The organism is Pseudomonas sp. NFACC42-2 (genome assembly GCF_900116055.1).
GTDB lineage: Bacteria > Pseudomonadota > Gammaproteobacteria > Pseudomonadales > Pseudomonadaceae > Aquipseudomonas > Aquipseudomonas marginalis.
Map to the genome: position 1 here is coordinate 58,488 of NZ_FOZO01000011.1, position 15,470 is coordinate 73,957.

General features: G+C 58.9%; 20 protein-coding genes. 3 read left to right on the forward strand and 17 right to left on the reverse strand.

The window, feature by feature from the left end; genetic code table 11:
* Nucleotides 1–7: 7 nt before the first annotated feature.
* From BM416_RS19605 to BM416_RS19640, 8 genes are all read right to left on the reverse strand, one after another.
* Nucleotides 8–346, reverse strand: a complete 339-nt coding sequence (locus tag BM416_RS19605) for a phage tail protein (RefSeq protein ID WP_092489130.1) — start codon at nt 344–346, stop codon at nt 8–10.
* Entirely contained in the window at nt 346–3,402 is a 3,057-nt protein-coding gene (locus BM416_RS19610; protein WP_092489131.1) for a phage tail tape measure protein, read from the reverse strand. The genes BM416_RS19605 and BM416_RS19610 overlap by 1 nt, the downstream gene beginning before the upstream one ends.
* Nucleotides 3,403–3,429: 27 nt before the next feature.
* Entirely contained in the window at nt 3,430–3,753 is a 324-nt protein-coding gene (locus BM416_RS19615; protein ID WP_371856061.1) for a DUF1799 domain-containing protein, read from the reverse strand.
* A complete protein-coding gene (locus BM416_RS19620; RefSeq protein ID WP_092489133.1) occupies nt 3,750–4,130 on the reverse strand; it encodes a phage tail assembly chaperone in 381 nt (126 codons plus the stop codon). Before BM416_RS19620 ends, BM416_RS19615 begins: the two co-directional genes overlap by 4 nt.
* 2 nt (nt 4,131–4,132) lie before the next feature.
* The gene (locus BM416_RS19625) at nt 4,133–4,804 is read right to left on the reverse strand and encodes a phage tail protein (RefSeq protein WP_056785418.1); all 672 of its coding nucleotides are present in this window, start codon (nt 4,802–4,804) and stop codon (nt 4,133–4,135) included.
* Nucleotides 4,805–4,872: 68 nt separating this feature from the next.
* Nucleotides 4,873–5,292, reverse strand: coding sequence for a phage tail terminator-like protein (locus BM416_RS19630; RefSeq protein ID WP_092489134.1), 420 nt, complete (start codon nt 5,290–5,292; stop codon nt 4,873–4,875).
* The gene (locus BM416_RS19635) at nt 5,289–5,885 is read right to left on the reverse strand and encodes a hypothetical protein (protein WP_092489135.1); all 597 of its coding nucleotides are present in this window, start codon (nt 5,883–5,885) and stop codon (nt 5,289–5,291) included. The genes BM416_RS19630 and BM416_RS19635 overlap by 4 nt, the downstream gene beginning before the upstream one ends.
* A complete protein-coding gene (locus BM416_RS19640) occupies nt 5,882–6,250 on the reverse strand; it encodes a hypothetical protein (protein ID WP_092489136.1) in 369 nt (122 codons plus the stop codon). Before BM416_RS19640 ends, BM416_RS19635 begins: the two co-directional genes overlap by 4 nt.
* Nucleotides 6,251–6,273: 23 nt before the next feature.
* Between BM416_RS19640 and BM416_RS19645 the strand changes: the two genes are divergently transcribed.
* Nucleotides 6,274–6,576: a hypothetical protein gene (locus BM416_RS19645; protein WP_092489137.1), complete on the forward strand. Its 303-nt coding sequence runs from the start codon at nt 6,274–6,276 to the stop codon at nt 6,574–6,576.
* Here BM416_RS19645 and BM416_RS19650 read toward each other — a convergent pair whose 3' ends face one another.
* From BM416_RS19650 to BM416_RS19665, 4 genes are read right to left on the reverse strand one after another with little or no spacing between them, the layout of a single operon-like run.
* On the reverse strand, nt 6,577–7,080 hold the full coding sequence (locus tag BM416_RS19650; RefSeq protein ID WP_092489138.1) for a DnaT-like ssDNA-binding protein: 504 nt from the start codon (nt 7,078–7,080) through the stop codon (nt 6,577–6,579).
* Nucleotides 7,081–7,138: 58 nt separating this feature from the next.
* On the reverse strand, nt 7,139–7,714 hold the full coding sequence (locus tag BM416_RS19655; protein ID WP_092489139.1) for a hypothetical protein: 576 nt from the start codon (nt 7,712–7,714) through the stop codon (nt 7,139–7,141).
* Between the two features lie 49 nt (nt 7,715–7,763).
* A complete protein-coding gene (locus BM416_RS19660) occupies nt 7,764–8,732 on the reverse strand; it encodes a major capsid protein (RefSeq protein WP_078825126.1) in 969 nt (322 codons plus the stop codon).
* A gap of 11 nt (nt 8,733–8,743) precedes the next feature.
* Entirely contained in the window at nt 8,744–9,451 is a 708-nt protein-coding gene (locus BM416_RS19665) for a hypothetical protein (protein ID WP_092489140.1), read from the reverse strand.
* A gap of 125 nt (nt 9,452–9,576) precedes the next feature.
* Between BM416_RS19665 and BM416_RS19670 the strand changes: the two genes are divergently transcribed.
* Nucleotides 9,577–10,062 carry a hypothetical protein gene (locus BM416_RS19670; RefSeq protein ID WP_092489141.1) on the forward strand — a complete coding sequence of 162 codons (486 nt, stop codon included), beginning with the start codon at nt 9,577–9,579 and terminating at the stop codon, nt 10,060–10,062.
* 8 nt (nt 10,063–10,070) lie between these two features.
* On the opposite strand, the gene BM416_RS19675 is transcribed toward BM416_RS19670, so the two are convergent.
* From BM416_RS19675 to BM416_RS19690, 4 genes are read right to left on the reverse strand one after another with little or no spacing between them, the layout of a single operon-like run.
* Nucleotides 10,071–11,156, reverse strand: a complete 1,086-nt coding sequence (locus BM416_RS19675) for a minor capsid protein (RefSeq protein WP_092489142.1) — start codon at nt 11,154–11,156, stop codon at nt 10,071–10,073.
* Nucleotides 11,131–12,594, reverse strand: a complete 1,464-nt coding sequence (locus BM416_RS19680) for a DUF4055 domain-containing protein (protein WP_092489143.1) — start codon at nt 12,592–12,594, stop codon at nt 11,131–11,133. The genes BM416_RS19675 and BM416_RS19680 overlap by 26 nt, the downstream gene beginning before the upstream one ends.
* Nucleotides 12,594–14,081, reverse strand: a complete 1,488-nt coding sequence (locus tag BM416_RS19685) for a terminase large subunit (RefSeq protein WP_092489144.1) — start codon at nt 14,079–14,081, stop codon at nt 12,594–12,596. The genes BM416_RS19680 and BM416_RS19685 overlap by 1 nt, the downstream gene beginning before the upstream one ends.
* A 1-nt stretch (nt 14,082) precedes the next feature.
* Nucleotides 14,083–14,682 (reverse strand): hypothetical protein, encoded by a 600-nt coding sequence (locus BM416_RS19690; RefSeq protein ID WP_092489145.1) that lies wholly within the window; start codon nt 14,680–14,682, stop codon nt 14,083–14,085.
* A gap of 89 nt (nt 14,683–14,771) precedes the next feature.
* Between BM416_RS19690 and BM416_RS19695 the strand changes: the two genes are divergently transcribed.
* On the forward strand, nt 14,772–15,200 hold the full coding sequence (locus BM416_RS19695; protein WP_092489146.1) for a hypothetical protein: 429 nt from the start codon (nt 14,772–14,774) through the stop codon (nt 15,198–15,200).
* Here the strand turns inward: BM416_RS19695 and BM416_RS19700 are convergent.
* A complete protein-coding gene (locus BM416_RS19700; protein ID WP_092489147.1) occupies nt 15,197–15,424 on the reverse strand; it encodes an Acb2/Tad1 domain-containing protein in 228 nt (75 codons plus the stop codon). The genes BM416_RS19695 and BM416_RS19700 overlap by 4 nt on opposite strands.
* Between the last annotated feature and the right edge of the window lie 46 nt (nt 15,425–15,470).

Below are 15,470 nucleotides of genomic sequence, written 5' to 3' on the forward strand. Positions count from 1 at the left end.
AGTTATCTCAGGGATGAAAGGTTTGCTGGAAAGTCGCAGTGATGGCGTAGACCTGGCCGCCACGGTGGACTGGCTTGTAACCGTTGCACTTGTAGAGGCCAAGCTCACCCAGGGGCGGCTCCCAGAGGAAGCCCTTCACCCCTTTGTGCCGGTCGAGGAAGGCCATAATGTCCTTGATGCGCCCCTTCAAGCCAGTGAAAGTCACCGGCCAGGATTGCGACCGGTTGTTGATCCCATCCTCGACTGACTGCTCGTATCCATCTCCGAACTTCTTGGAGCGAACGCGCTGGGCAATATCTCCCTCCGCGCCTTTCTCCGTCGCCCAGGTGAATCGTTCGATAGCCATCATCGCCCCTTAATTGCGTTGTTGATGACGCCGCCCTGGCGCATGTCCCTGCTCCGCAGCTCCTGATACTTCTGCTCTACGAACGTCGCAAGCTCCTTGCCGAACAGGTCATAGCCGGGAGCGTCAGCCGAGGACGAGGCGTTGCCCTCGCCATCGATGTGCACCTCGACATTGATCTGCGTGGCACCGGCACCACCGCCGCCCATGGCCATGACGCCGAGCTTGCCGCTGGATGTCCGGGTCAATGGCATGATCGCCTCTTCACCAGCTTCGCCCATGACGCCGGTCTTGCCGTTGGCCATTCCGAACGCCGTGGGCTTGCTGACGATGGAGTTCGTGAACGCACCGCCGTCGGCGAACATCTGCACACCGCTCGACCACGCGCCGCCCTTGGCTTGCGGGAAGTAGGTGCTGGAGTATCCGGCAGATGATGCCCCGAGGTTAGACGACGTGGCGCCGGCAGACCCGGCAGCCATGCCATTGCCACCGCCAGCAGCGCTACCACCTAAGTAGCTCGCTGCGGCGCCAACCAGGCTACCCAGCAAAGCCGAACTGGCCTGGCGGGTAGCGATACGTGCCATGTCGGCCAAGATCGACTTGGTGAAGTCGCCGAAGGACGCCTTACCAGTCAAAACGAAGTTGGTGATCGAGTCTTCCATGGACCCAAAGGCGTTGCCGAACAGGCTCTTTGTCTGGCCGGCAATATTGCGTGCCGAATCCAGGTAGTTGTCCCAGGCAGCTGTCGCACCCTTCGTCCAGTCGCCCTGGGCATTCTCCACATCCGCATAATTTTGCCGGATCTGGTCGGTGGCGGCCTTGTTCGCGTCTGCGAGCGCCTGCGACTTCCGTTTAAACTCTTCCTCCGACATGTTGCGCGACGGATCAGACTTCTGGTTGGCGAGCTCCAGCGACTGCTGAGCAAACCGGTCCTGCTGGCTGTTCAGTTCGCCGCTGAGCGCGTTCTGGCGGTCGCCCTGCCCTACGCCGATCACAGCGCGCTGGCCCGCCAGTTCCAAAGCCCGCTGTTGCTGCCCCAGCGCCTGCACGTACGTGCTGATCGCCCGCTCCTGCTTTGCCAGGCGCCCGGTTTCGTTGGTAGCGAGCACTTCAAGTTGGCTGTCGGCATCCTTCTGCGCCTTGACCATCCCTGCCCGCGCGTCGGCGATCTTCTGATCCAACTGGATGCTTTGCGCAGCCGACGTGGACTTCTTGCCCTTGGCGGCCTCAAGCGCTGCAATTTCGGCCTCGTAGGCTGCCGTCGTCTGGTCGAGCTCGTTACCGATCAAGGCCTGACGACGTAGAAGGTAGTCTTCCTCGGACAGCAGGCCGGCTTTCTGCGCCGCTTCCAGCTCCTTCTGGTAGTTTTTGTAGGTGTCGGTGATCGCCGCCAGGTTGTTCTTGGCGTTGTTGAAGCCGGTCAGATCGACCTGGGTACCAGCGGCTTTCGGGTCCTTGAACTTGTCGTTGATGTTGGCGATGTTTTTATCGACCGTAGCCTGGGCCAGGCGCGGATCATTCGGCGCTACCTTGCGAATATCGTCGAGTTGTTTCTTGTAGTCCTTGAGTGCATCGGCGCGTTTCTGCTCATTCGTCCACGAGGACTTGGTGAGAGCGTCAACCTTTTGCATAGAGGTGATGGCGGCTTGTTGGGCCTTTGCCTGATCGCCTTCAAGCTTTGCAATTTCAGCCTGTGCCGCCTTCTGGTCCTCAAGCATATTCAAGCGGTTTTGATAGAGATCAATCATCTCCTGCTTGTTTTGGAACAGACCAACGTCGCCGGACTGCGCGCCTGCCAGGTCTCGGCGGGCCTGTTCGATATCGGCGCCGATGTCCGGACGGCCGATGTTCTTGAGGCTGTCAGCAGCGCGTGCGACCGCGTTGTAGCCTTTCTCCCAGAAGCTCAGGTTCTCCAAAATCTTCGGCGTGCGCTCGTTGATCGCGTCAGCGTAAGACTCGGTCGCAAGCTTTACGGCGCCAGCATGGTCGCGCTGCTCTTCCAGCGCGGCGATCTGCGAGAACACCGAAGCCGTCAGATAGTGATACTGCTCATTCAGGGCAGCCGAAGCCTTAACTGGGTCGTCGGCAAGCTTCACGAACTCGGCGACCGTCTCGCTGACGGCTTTACCGGTCGCCTCCTGCATCGAAACGGCGGCCTGGGTGATGCCCGCAAAACTCTCGCCGGCGATCTTGCCGTTATCCGCCAGCATTGCCAGTACCGCAGCGGCCTGGCCTGTGGTGCCAACGGTCGCACTGACTTGGCGCGCCATGTCGCCCAACTGCCCAGCGCTAACACCTGCATAGTTGCCGGTAAGGATGAGCGACTTGTTGTAGCTATCCTGCTCTTCGCTGCCTTTGTGGTAGGCATACGCCAGGCCGCCAACGGCTGCTGTCGCAAGCGCTAGAGGCGCCAGGATGGCGAGCAAGCCCGCAGCACCTGCGCCAGCGCCGGCACCCAACTGAGCCACGGCACGAACACCACTCCCCCAGTCACCCGACGAAAGCGCGTTACCCAGCTGTACAACGTTTTCCTGTGCCTGACGGGTGCCGAGTCGCAGTTTGTCGAAACCGGTGGTGGTCTTTTCGAGCTTTCCGTAATCCTTGTCGATCTTGGCCAGGGCGCTGTTGTACTGGTCCTGGCTGATTCGACCCTCGTCGAGATGCTTACCCAGTTGCTCGACCTGCGTGTCCAGCTTAGCCAGGGCGGCACGGGCAGGGTCAATAGCCCCTAGCAGGCTGTTGAGGGCCTTCTGCTCGTCCATAGCGGACTTGGCCAAGGCCACTTGCTGCTTGTCGAGCTGCGCCGAGATCTTCGCGGCCTCGGCCTCGCCATAGGCGCCGGTCTTAGTCAGCTTGGCGAGAGCATCACGCTGCTTTGCCAAGTCCTGGGTGGTTTTGGCGCTGGAGGACAGCGACTTTTCCAGCGCCTGCATTTCGTTCATCAGCGAAACGGCGGACTGCTCGGCCCGGCCGCCGGCCTTCGCCATTTCATCCAGACTCGTTTTCGCCTGGATTGCATCGGCCGAGTCGATCTTGACGCCGAGCTCTGCAATGTTCATCGACTCACCTTGAATAAGTGCCCGCGGTTACGGGCTGTTTTCCCTCTCCTCCGCCATGACGCGCAGGGCCTCGCCTTCCAGCACCTGGAGGTCTGGGAAGATTTCAGCGAGTTTCTTTCTCTTGATGCCCAGGAAGCCGGCCACATCGCGGATGCAGCTGTAGTCGAGACCGATCGCGCCGCCGGCGCCTGCTCGCCACTGGGTGGACATCCGGTTGAATAGGAGGAAGGCAGACCAAAGGCACGGCCAAACCTCGAACTCTTCTTCCATGTCCTCTGCGTCCCAGCCGAAAGCCGCGATCTGCTCGGCATCCGGCGGGGACTCATACAGGGCGCGGGCGGCGCGGATCAGTTTCCCGTGCGAGCCTTGGCGAAAGCTGCCTGGTACGCATCCACGACGGCCTCGGTCGTCCCATGACACGAAGTCACCAAGGCCTTGATGCTCTCGTCATCGAACTTGTCGTCGAACTCCCAGCCTACGACCAGATCCTTGATTTGCTGCATCTGGTTTTCGGTATCCACGGCAATAATTTCCGATACCGTTGGATTTTCACCAAAGCGCTCTTGGCCGTCCTTGCGCCGCTGATTCCACTCATCGAACAGGGCTGCCAATTCGATACGGTTTCGATACTTGAACGTGAATTCAACCTTCACTGGCTCCTGGCCAACGACGGGGATCATCACCGCGCCCAGAAACGTCGGCGCCTGGGCAATCTTGAATTTCGCCATGATTAAGCTCCGCCGCCTGCAGCAACAGGCGCGCGATACGCAGTGATTTCCGCGTTGATGGTGAACCCGAAGGAGACAGCAGCGCCTTCGTTACGCACCAGAGTCGGCGTCTTGTTGAACGATGCGTAGCCAGCGTAGTAGATCGTTTTGCCGTTGGGCAGCGACATACGCAGGATGCGGACTTCCTTCTCGCGGTCAGCCTTATCGAGCTCTTCGTACCAGGCCAGGCTGTCATCGTCAGCCAACTGGAAGGCGAAAGCCTGTGCGTTTTTGGTGGTTGGGATCTGCTTGTCGCGACGAGCCTCGAGCGGCGCATAAGTCCAGTACTGCTGCTCGCCACCGGACATGGAGTTGCCGATCACCTGGTTGACGGCTACCCAGCCGGTAACTTTCTTGGCAGTACCGCCGCTGATGCCGTCCGGGAAGAAAGCAACATTGGATGTGTCGATGCCTTCCAGCGTAAATGCGCCGGCGGCAGCGTTGGATACACGCACGGCGCGCTCGTTGATGTCCTCCCAGCCGGAGGTGATCAGCAGAATATCGCCATTGGCAAAACCATTCGCGGCGCTGGTAGCTACACCCGGGTTTGCGTTGCTGATTGCGGAAATCAACTTGGCGGCGGCGAACCCGCTGGAAATAGAAAGTGTTGCCCCGTTGGGGAAATAAACAGACATGGGTTTTCCTCTTTGCAGAAATGACAAAACCCGCACTTGGCGGGTTCAGGATGTGCCCAACGGGCGGGTTATGGCGTGGTGTCGGACCGGTATGAGAAAGACAGCGGGACGGTGTAGGTTGAGTCGCCAGTAATGCCTGGACCAACATCCACCGGAGTCATCGGAGTTACGACGAAACCGTTCTTCACGTCGCGCACATAGAGTGGGAATAGCGCGATGATCTCGGCGGCAATTGGGTTGGTCTTGATCTTCCCGGTTCCCGCCGGCGCGATGATGCTTACCTGAAACACTCCGGTATACAGTCGGTGATCGCCGCCGAGCGTGTTGCTCGCGGTATCGCCTGGGATCGTAAATGCACGCAGGTAGGTCTCGCCCTCCGCTGGGGCGTAGGCCGTGTTTTCGAAAACGATCTTGAGCTTTTCCGACCTGGCAGCGCTCCAGGCGATGAGCTTGGCCTCGTAGATCGAGGCGATGATTGCGTGACTCATACCTGATTGTTCCTGATGGCCTCCAGCACGATCTGCTGGAACCGTGCCACGGTTACCCGAACCATGCCGCCAGGGGCCTGAGTTGAGTGTCCGAACTCCAGCGGGATCGCATAGGGCAAATTGTTGATGATGTAGGCCATCTGGCCGGCGGTGAAATCGCTCATAGCGGCGACCAGCGCAGCGGTAGTTTCAGCGCCGCTTGGGTCTACCTCGTCGAAGGTGACGCTCTCGACAACGCCCAGCGAGATATGCCAGTTCGCGCGGAACCGACCGCCGACGTAGCCTTCAGGCGCCTTGACGTCCATACCGTCGTTGAGCTTGCGGCCTTTCTTCAGCCTGCCGCCCTTCGTTAGATTGGCCGGATCGCTGCGCAGCGCGCTGTTGTGGTCGTCGACAGCCTTGTTGTACTGGGTTGCAACAGCGTTCTGCGCCCAGATCTCCGGGTTCCCCACGGGAGACATCCGGATCAGGCTGCTGCCGACCTCAATGATGATCTCGCGAACACTGGCGTCAATGGCTTCACCCGTCTGAGCGGCGAACTCGGCCAGGCTGAGCGCAAAACTGCCGGACTGTCCGGCGCCTGCCCGGCTCACGACCGCACCTGCAACTCATACAGGATCGGCGTACCGGCAGGGTTGACCTCTTTCAGCGGCGGCACGATTGACCAGGTACGACCCTGAGCAACCACTTTGTCGAGCAGGCCAGGCACCCACGCCAATCCCTGCGCGGCGATCTTGAGCTTCTTGTCGCCCTGTTTGATGAGGCTGTTGTTCTGGAATTCTTGGCCGGTGAAGTCGAGCAGGATGCCTTGGGCGGTTTGCTCGACGGTCGCGCCCGGCGACTCGCCGCCAGTCTCTGGGTCGTACTCGCCCTGCTCCGTTTTACTGATGGTCACGGGCTGGCCGAACTCTGTGATCATCTCCAGAGCCATCACGGCCATTTCGTCGTAAAATCCCATGGTCAAATACTCAAGGAAGAATTATGAGTTACCCAGAAATCAGTGAAAAACTACGCCTCCTCGCAGAAAAAATAGACGAGAAAACCTCAGGCACGGGGAAGGATTATTTTCTCAAGTTTGAAGCGAGGGATGCTCTTAAGAATGCATTCAAGCGTGTCGGACTTAAGGATGTGTACCAGGACCTTGCCGAGCACCTAACTGATAAGTTCGAGCCCATACCGATTCAGAAGCTGAAAAGAGCAGCTATTGCTTTCGGGCAAGGCAACCAAGCAATCAAAGACGAGTTTGAAGAGGAACTTGATCTCTTTGTATTGCAGCACAGGTGATTAAGCCCTTACAGCGAATAAACCGCGCTTCTGCAAATAGTCAGCAAATTGTGTGGCGCTCGGTCGATCCGGCGCCGCCGGCAGCAGGCGGTTGCTGGTAGACGGGATAGCCGCATATTGCCGCGTCACCGCGCCCTCAACACGATCCAGCAGCACGGCGCCCTTGCGCTTCTCCACCGGGTCAATGTCGTCCTGATGAATTTCGGCGGCCAGGGCCATCTGCCCGTACTGGATCCGCGCCGGCAGGTAGTTGTCTGGCTTGATCTGGCAGTCCAGCTCAACACCCCGGCGCGGCCAGGCCAACGCCTGCTCGCTGCTCATCTTGCGGCCTTTCCAGGTCTTGCCGTCCATCGCCAAGGCAGCCCGGCGCAGCAGCGCTTCCTGCTCGGGAACACCCACGGGAATGACCGTGCCGAACTTCACGGCATACAGGGCCAGGTCCTCGGCGCTCGCATAGCTTTCGGCGTCAGGCTTGCCGGTGCCGTCCTCGATGATGAGTGTCATGCGTCAACTCGCTGGAATGGTTTGAGAATGGCGGCCGCGTCACCGGCAGCCAGCATTATCAGGCCTTGGACAGGTCAGCTACGAGCTTTTCCAAGGATTCTTTCGAGGCGTTCGCCCGGTAAGGCACCTTCGCGTCATCAAGCTTGGCCTTCAGGTCGGCGATTTCCTTCGCCTCGGCATCCACCTGAGCGGATCTTTCGGCCTGCTGGTGGAGGTCGTCCACCTGCAGTTGAAGAGCTTTCACCTTCTCGACTTCACCGTCACGCTCGCGAATGAGGCTTTCCACACCGGCGTTTACCGCTTCGAACACCTGGAACAGGCGATCAGCGACGGGACCAAGTTCGCCATCCGGGCGCACCAGTTCTTGACCGGCGAATGACTCGACGATCAGGCCGACAGATTCGAGTTCGGCACGGAAAGCATCGATATTGACGCTAGAGCTGCCACCATCGATCAGCAGCACCTTCGGCACTTCCTTGACCGTCACATCAGGCACGTCATCGGCAGCATCTTCGCGGCTTTCGGTAACGCTTGCGTCTACGATGCGCAGGCCGCTTGCTTTGGCCAGGGCCTTTACGTCTTCCTGGTACTGGTGGAATGGGCCAGGCAGATACCAGATGTTTTTGTTACTCATGATCGTGTCCTCGCCAAGCCGGGCACTGGGCCCGACTCAGCTGTCAGGGTTACTTGGAGGCGTCACCGATCAGAGCCACACCGGCGGTGTGCTTGATGCTGGTGGCGGTCTTGTCCCAGTTGGTACCGGTCGCCAGTTCGGCGTCGGTTGGCGACTTGCCGCCGGTGGTGGTGTCCCAGGTGTAGCCCTTCAGACCCAGGCCAAAGGTGTAGTCGGTTTGGAGCGTGGTTTCGATACGCTCCTTGCCGTTGGTGGTCTGGACGTTGCTGATGATGTCGCGGCCGTCATGGACCAGCGCAGCGCCTTGCACCAGGGACAGGATGATTTCCTTGTTGGGGGTGCCGGCCTGCATCAGCGCCGGTGCATCCGTAACGACGGAGATCTTGCCGAGGATGTCCACGACGCGGACGTTGCCCGCCTGGAACAGCTGCTGCTGGTTCGCCAGGTTCTGCCCGACCAACTTGTGGTAGCTGGTGCCCTGCATCACCTGAGTGACCAGGTTCTGGCTTGCGTCGCCGAACTTCGCGTGAGCGTTGTTCAGGCCTGCGTAGGTGATGCCAGCGGTAGCCGACACATCGTTGACAGCGGCCGCCTGAGCGGTGATTGCAGCAACCAGGGCGGCGATGGCGGTGTTCAACTGGTCCTTCAGCAGGATTTCAGCGAACGCGCGGCTCGCAACCTCAATGCCTTGCGCGGTTGGGCGCTCCAGCCAGGTCATCTGCGATGGTTCGTAGCGGATCGGACCGAAGCCGCCGGCTACCTTCACCGAAGTGTTCTTCAGCTCGGTCAGATCGGTTGCAGCGACAGTAGCGTTCGCGCTGTAGCGGTCCACGCGGCGCTGGGCAGCGGCCAGAGTCTGGAAGAACGACTCTTGGAGGAAGTCACCAGTGAAGCCGTCCGGAGACAGCACGATTGCACCGCGGCTTGCGGCGTTGAAAGCGGCGAGATACTGATCCAGCGTCTCGAGAGTCGCCGGCATGATGTATTCGTTGAAAACCTGCATTTGCGACAGGGACATGAGTTATTTCCTTACGATTGTGGGAGATCCGGGAACCGGCTCGCGATTGCGGCCGTACGTTCCTCTTTGGTGCCGCCGATTTTTCCTTTTGCGGCCCCGCCGCCACCTCCAGCACCAGCAGCCCCGCCGCCAGATGCCTTACTACCCGCGATCAACGGCGCGAAGGCCGTGTCGTTTGCGAATTCTGCTTTCAGCTCGTCCAGCGTTGCCGCCGAGAGCTTGCCCTGCTGGTCGAGGACGACCACAACAGGCTTCCCGTCGCGCTGCTCGACGCTCAGACGGCGCTCGATGTGCGGCAACAGGGCTTTGGCGCTGCCTGGGATTGCCAGGGCAGACGCGATGTCAGTAGCGGTACGGCCGACGGTCAGATCCCGGATCTGAGTGCTCAGCGTTCCACGCTCCTGTTCCAGCAAGCCGTTCAGCTCAGCTTCGCGGCGTTTGAATTTTTCAGACCAGGACTTTTCGAGCTCTTCGACGTTGCCAGACTTGCGAGCGGCTTCTTCACGCTCCAGTCGGGCCTGTTCTTCCGCGTCCTTGCGCGCCTTCTCTGCGGCCTTCTTCTCACCGAGCAGCTCATCAACCTTGGCCTTCAGGCCGGATACGTCTTCTTGCTGCGGCAGCCCCTCAATGCCGAGTACGAACTTGCCGTCCTTCTCGGTGTAAAGAGCGCGCACGGCTTCGTCGACACCATCAAGGGTGTCAATTTGAAATTTGATCATTTTCGTTCCCCTGGAACTTGAGAGAGGCCCAGCCTCTATTTTTTACAACGAAGAGTTTACAGCGAGCTTTATTGTAGATAGAGTAGCGCTACAACGAAGCCGCTACAACTCAAAGGAATACAACGATGAACGGCGTACAGTTCTTACACGACACCCTTGGAAACCCAGTATTTGCTGTGCTCCCAATTGATCACTACCGTCGACTGACCGATCAAAACCAAACCGTGATTGATGTTCAACCGCCCAACCTACTTGTAGATGGAGAATTTACAGTTAAGCTTCCCTATGGTGGCGCGGACGCGTACCTCGATATACGCGCGTTAGTTCGCCACCTTCTGAAAAATGAGATTTATGACCTGGCGATTAATCAGCGCGCACAGTCATTGGACCAGTACCCGCCAGAGCAACGCATGACTCTTGATCCAATCATTCGCCATGACTTTTTGCCTGCGTCGTCGCCTTACAAGAACACCATGCAAGCAACAGGTGAGGTGGTCGAGGCGCTCGTGAAATCCGGCTACTTCGTACGCATAAAAAAGAAGTACCCATACCTCAGCCGCACGGTAAACGCGCTGGCGATCGTGACTGAGAAGGCCGCGGACCTCAAATAGCTGTCGCCTCAAATCCCGGCGCGCTCGAAGGCTAAAGGTTCGAGAGCGCGCATCTGTACAAGGGTCACCGGCGCAAAGTTGCGATCAAGCTGCAGTTCAGAGAACCGTTCGATGCTCAGCCCACCCTCGCGGAGGAGTTTGGCGCGGACCGGGCCGATGGCCTTGTCCTGAAACGCTACCGGCTGCTGCTGGAGCCAGTCGTAATAGCTGAGGTCCGCCCTCACCTGCTGAGCACCAACGTCGCCGATAGATGCCCGAGTGGCGTCCTTGGCGAACAAGACGCTGAAGCGCGTCACCGCAACCACGGTCGAGCGGCAGTTAATGTGGATTGGCGGTCTCGGCCCCTCGGTCAGCTTGAACCTGCGCTTATCGAGTGTCCGGCACTGGCTGGTGGTCTTCGAATCCAGGGTGCTTACCCACTCCACCGACTGCACGACGTCGCTGTTTTCCTTCAGCGTCTCCATGCGTGCCTGGGTTGCGACGTGCTGCACCGCCGTGCGCACGATGGCGCCGGCGTTACGGTTCGTCGTAGCAAGGATGCCGTCGTTGTACTGGAGCGCCTTGGTGCCCCGGATATTCTTGATGATCTGGAAGTTCGTCTGGCCTTCGAAGAAGCCCTGCCTGATCGCGCCTGTGAGGCGTTGCCGCTCGGTGGCGGTGAAGCCATCAATAAACGACTTGAGCAGCTTCCCGCCGTCCGCACCGCGCACGCTGAGCGGGTTTGTGAGGATTGCCGCCCTGATTACCGCAGCACCTGGTACTGCTGCATCGAAGGTGACGCCCACCGGCGCCGCGCGGGTCAGGCTGGTTGCTTCAAACTCGGCCTCGTAATTGGCGATGTCCACCAGATCGAGATTCAGCTTCTCGCTGTACCGGTCGAAGATGCCCAGCAGCAGTCTATCAACCTCGCTCAGCAGCCGCTCTAGGCGGGCGACGGTGTAATCCGTCAGGTCCGCGCGGGCCAGCCGCTCACGAATCGAGCGGTCGATCTCCTTGAGGAAGGGGGCGAACTTCGCCACCTCCCCTGACTTCAGCTGCTCCAGGAACACAGCATGCCGGATGGTGGCGTCAAGGATTGCTTGGTTTGCCGCCATTTAGGTTTTCCTCGTCAGCGTCATCCAGGTCAGGCCCGGTGCTTTGTGCTTCCAGCTCATCCCGGATGTCGTCGTCAGTCTTCTCCGGGTTGATCACGCCGCGATCGCGCAGGTACTGCCAGAAGTCACCCTCGGGCAGCTTCCCGCCTTGCACTGCATTGAACAGCGCAGCCAAGATCGTCGCGTCCAGAGTGATCTGGCTGAAGTCTTGGTTGAGCTTGTAGACCACTTCTCCGGGCGCGTTCACAAACTCAGCCATCCATGCCAAGCACTGGCTGTAGGCCTCGCTGACGTTGCTCACAACCAGGGAGAGAACGCTGTGCTCGGCAGCGCTGTCGTTATCGGCCTGGGTTGCGGTCTTCACCGCGCTTCCACGCTCGATCAGCCGGGCGCCGAGAGAAACCATGTCCTCTTTCTTGGCGTCCATGGCCTCTTTCACAAGCGTGTTCGGCTCAGGCTGGGCAAACCCGCACGATCCATTGGCAGGCAGCGTAAGCGGCGCCCTGGAACCGACGTAGATGCCATTGGCTTCAAGGTGGTCGCGCCAGGCTTCGTCCAGGCCGGATATCCAGAACTGCGGTTGCCCGGAAAACCACACCGAGTCCTCGTAGTCCGCACTGTTGCAGTAATGACCGATGTTCAGCACGGCCATGTCGTACAGCGGCGCGTCGTCAATGCTGGTGTCGTTGTTTTCGCTACCAAGGAAGTGAAACGGGATGATCCGCCAGGGCTGGCCCGCGCCATTGAGTGGAGTGAAGGGAGGAATGATCATAGCCGTCTGGGCTGCTCCCTCTTCCCACACCTCCTGGGTGTAAACGCCGGTCTCGTCCAGGCGTAGCACGCGGTATTGGGTAACCTTTTCGCTACCGAAGCCATCATCTGTGTCGACATCTACGGATTCTTGCAGCACAACCAGACTCAGCAGGTGCTGTCCGCCCACCTTGCGAGTCTTCCAGTTCCTGATCGACTCAGCCGGGTAACTTGCAACGCTTGCACGAGCGCGACCCGCCTGTTCGTCCGCCTTGCTCACGGTACCGGCCTGCACCGCGGCATAGTCAACCAGCAAACCGTGCCGACCAACCTCGAGCAGGTGCCCGATGACCGATTGCGACTGCTGGTAGACGCTCACGCCCTGCCCGTCGATGTCCGTGGAAACGTAATCCAGCGCGCCAGGAACAGTCAGCGTTGGCCAGGTGCGGAACACGGCCCCCACCAGACTGTGCTTCGTGCGCCCGGTAGCGTTGTAGTACACGGCCCGCTGCTTGTACGACTTGTACCGTTCAAGGTTCTCAGGGCTGGTGTCGTGCTTGTTGGGCCTAGGCAAGTAAACATCGCCGCGCCCCTTGACCGTCTCGGAGCCCTTGCACACGTCGCGCACCAGCCGCCAACGGGACTGTGCCGCGTCGTACTCCGGGCGGGTGTATGTGACGTCTGCCATTAGCGTGCGAATCCCATTTTGATTGATTTGACCGGCTTCTTCGCGCTCTTGGCGACAGCAAAGTACCGGAATGCATCGGAGCCGTGAGACGTCCAGTCATGCAGCGGCTTGTCTTTCCAGCAGCCCTTCTTGTCGTCCCACTCCTTGCGATAGTTCTCGAGGCAGGCAATGCCCTCTTCGCACTTGGATTCGTCGAAGGCACACTTGGATAGAATTTCCCGAGCCTGCTCGATGCCGTCGTCCACCCCGATTTTCGGGACGACCTGGAACGTCATCCGATAAACCTGCCCGTCGATTTCGTAACCTTCTCGGGCGATGTCCTTGCGCGTCTTCGCATCGCTGCCGAACTCACGGTTCTCGATGTCGTGCGGGCCCCAGTGCTCGGAGTACGTGTAACCCTTGTCCTTAAGCACCTTCATGTAATGCCGCAGGCCTTCGCCTGAGTTCTCGTAGTAATCAATGACGTGGTATTGCTCGCCAACCTGTCGCACGAACCAGATGGCGGTGGAGTCGCTCACACCGATGTCCCAAATGGTCATCACCGGCAGGTGGCTGTTATCGGGCAGAGTGCCGATGCGCTGAGCGGCATACAGCTTGGTGAACTGCTGCGCGTAGTAGGCGCCCTCGACCGACTGCTGGAAGGCTTCGACGGGGATCGACGGATATTCCCGCTTCATGTCGTCGCCGAGTGTCTTTTCCTTGGCTGCGTACCAGGCGCGCTGGCCGTCATCGGTGACGATGCCATGCTTGGAGTGCAGTTCGTTGAAGTAGTCGGTCAGGCGCTGGGGCAGTACCACATCGGTCGAGTCAAGGCTGTAGGCCTTGTTGCTCCACCAGCTGAAGAAAAAGAACTTCCAGTCGAGCAGGCCCAGCGGCACAGCGGCCAGTTGCTGGCGCTCTGCTGACTGACTGTAATCAAAGAAATACCCGGCCCGGCCTTCTGCCGTCGACTCGATGGTGACGAAACACTCAGCTGCTACTGCCTCAAAAGCACCGGTGACAATCTCCCGCGCCTTGTGCGGGAACTTGGCACAGATCTTCCCGAACTCGGACACGTGCAGATAGCGCAGCGTGCCGCCCCGGAACGAGGTGGAGACGTAAAGCGAGCCGCCCTTGCTGAACACCAGTTCGCCGGCAGCGTCGTTTCTCGCCGGGTTAGCAGCGCGCAGCTCCTTCGGCAAGTTGTCGTAGGCGTACTTGACCTTTTCACGAAACAGGCGCTTCGCATCGTTCAGTGTGTGAGCGATCAAGGCGCACTTGGCAGCCTCGAACAACGCTGCATCCAACTGGACGATGCACACCAACGTCGTAAAGCCCAGCTGGCGTGCTTTCAGGATGATGTTCCGGGTATGCATCCCCTGGAAGTAATCGATCTGCTCCTGCGTCATGCGGAAGCGAACCTTTTTGCCCTGCTTGTCGGTGATGAAATAGAGATTATTCAGTCGCCAGAACCGATCCCGAAGCAGCTTCATGTGCTCGGGTTTCATATCAGGCGTCCTGTGATAATTCGTCCATCATCTTCGAGATCTCGTCGGCGTCGTCCGTCTTCTCCTTCTCGTCCAGGCTGAATGCCTGACGCTCCAGAACCTGCAGGTTCTTCATTGCAGAGGAAAGCTGAAACAAGGTTTTGGAATTGCTGGGTAGTGCGACAGCAGCGAGCATCGAGGCCCGGCGCATGCCGTTATTGTCCTCGCCAGTCTCGTCGATGATCGCGTCTTCGATCTCTTCGCGGCGCTGGATGGTATTGAGCAGATCATCCATCAGCAGGTTCGCAAGGTTCGTGGCTTTGCGAATGTCTCTACGGTGGCTGCGAACCACCCGAGCGCCTTCCTCTGCGGCCTCTTCGATGATCTCGGCGTCAAGTTCGCAGTTCGCGCCTTGGTCGTTGCGAACCTCTCCGCGAACCAGCTTGCTGCGAACCTCTTTGCGCACCTGGTCAGAAAGGTCTCTCGCCCATCCTTGGACTTTGGCTTTCTTCCGGATTGCCGTGTCGCTCACGCCTTGGCGCTCTGCGATAGTTCTGATGGAAAGCGAACCAGCCCGGTAGGCGCGTTCGATTGCCTCCCAGTCGGGTTGCTTGGCTGTCATAAATTGTCTCAGGTAAGCCTAAAGGCGGGATTGAAATAGTGGCGCGTTGCCGGTATTGGTGAGCCCCTAACTATTGATATGGACTACACATGGCCGACTCAAACATTGATATTTTTGATCAAATTACAGGGCTGATTTTCTCGAGGCTGTATCAGAGCTTTCCTGTGACAAAAACCTTGAGCTCGATGGACTTCATAGCAGCTTTCCCGAATGACATTGAGCGCCCGGGTGTGTTTTTTGCGGATACTATGAAATGGCTTATAGCTTCAGGCTATTTAATGGGGGAGATCGACGCAAAGCTCCACGCTACATTCCATAAATGCACACTGACAGCTAAGGGCCTAGAGGTGCTTAAGGCTGTGCCGGATAGCGTCACCGGGACAACTATCGGCGCCCAGCTGCAAGATGCTGCAAAGAAAGGGATGCTTGATTCGGTGAAGTCTCTCACCGGGAAGGCGTTAAGCGCCGGCGCGCACATGACGATTTCTACTGCGGCAGCCTGGATGGCAAATTCTTAAAAGGGATCGGCCGGCTTGGCGATCGAGCGCACGAACCACATGAAGCCTTGTTGCAGGTTGGTCTTGGCCAAGGCCAACAGGCGCGGGTCAACACCTTCAATCTGGCCGATCTGCTTGAACAGTTCGCCCGCGTCAGCCTCAAGCGCCTTGATGGAGTTCATGCCGTCGATCTCGGATTGACTCAGGTCGCGGTAGCCGGTGATTTTCTTGTGCTGGTTATCCATGGGTGATTCCTCATGATTGCGCGCCACGATTTGGCGCATTCGAAAA

Bases quoted from the DNA above. Each gene is read 5' to 3' on its own strand.
- BM416_RS19605 (WP_092489130.1), bottom strand. From the start codon at position 346: ATGGCTATCGAACGATTCACCTGGGCGACGGAGAAAGGCGCGGAGGGA.
- BM416_RS19610 (WP_092489131.1), bottom strand. From the start codon at position 3,402: ATGAACATTGCAGAGCTCGGCGTCAAGATCGACTCGGCCGATGCAATC.
- BM416_RS19620 (WP_092489133.1), bottom strand. From the start codon at position 4,130: ATGGCGAAATTCAAGATTGCCCAGGCGCCGACGTTTCTGGGCGCGGTG.
- BM416_RS19625 (WP_056785418.1), bottom strand. From the start codon at position 4,804: ATGTCTGTTTATTTCCCCAACGGGGCAACACTTTCTATTTCCAGCGGG.
- BM416_RS19630 (WP_092489134.1), bottom strand. From the start codon at position 5,292: ATGAGTCACGCAATCATCGCCTCGATCTACGAGGCCAAGCTCATCGCC.
- BM416_RS19640 (WP_092489136.1), bottom strand. From the start codon at position 6,250: ATGGGATTTTACGACGAAATGGCCGTGATGGCTCTGGAGATGATCACA.
- BM416_RS19645 (WP_092489137.1), top strand. From the start codon at position 6,274: ATGAGTTACCCAGAAATCAGTGAAAAACTACGCCTCCTCGCAGAAAAA.
- BM416_RS19650 (WP_092489138.1), bottom strand. From the start codon at position 7,080: ATGACACTCATCATCGAGGACGGCACCGGCAAGCCTGACGCCGAAAGC.
- BM416_RS19655 (WP_092489139.1), bottom strand. From the start codon at position 7,714: ATGAGTAACAAAAACATCTGGTATCTGCCTGGCCCATTCCACCAGTAC.
- BM416_RS19660 (WP_078825126.1), bottom strand. From the start codon at position 8,732: ATGTCCCTGTCGCAAATGCAGGTTTTCAACGAATACATCATGCCGGCG.
- BM416_RS19665 (WP_092489140.1), bottom strand. From the start codon at position 9,451: ATGATCAAATTTCAAATTGACACCCTTGATGGTGTCGACGAAGCCGTG.
- BM416_RS19670 (WP_092489141.1), top strand. From the start codon at position 9,577: ATGAACGGCGTACAGTTCTTACACGACACCCTTGGAAACCCAGTATTT.
- BM416_RS19675 (WP_092489142.1), bottom strand. From the start codon at position 11,156: ATGGCGGCAAACCAAGCAATCCTTGACGCCACCATCCGGCATGCTGTG.
- BM416_RS19680 (WP_092489143.1), bottom strand. From the start codon at position 12,594: ATGGCAGACGTCACATACACCCGCCCGGAGTACGACGCGGCACAGTCC.
- BM416_RS19685 (WP_092489144.1), bottom strand. From the start codon at position 14,081: ATGAAACCCGAGCACATGAAGCTGCTTCGGGATCGGTTCTGGCGACTG.
- BM416_RS19690 (WP_092489145.1), bottom strand. From the start codon at position 14,682: ATGACAGCCAAGCAACCCGACTGGGAGGCAATCGAACGCGCCTACCGG.
- BM416_RS19695 (WP_092489146.1), top strand. From the start codon at position 14,772: ATGGCCGACTCAAACATTGATATTTTTGATCAAATTACAGGGCTGATT.
- BM416_RS19700 (WP_092489147.1), bottom strand. From the start codon at position 15,424: ATGGATAACCAGCACAAGAAAATCACCGGCTACCGCGACCTGAGTCAA.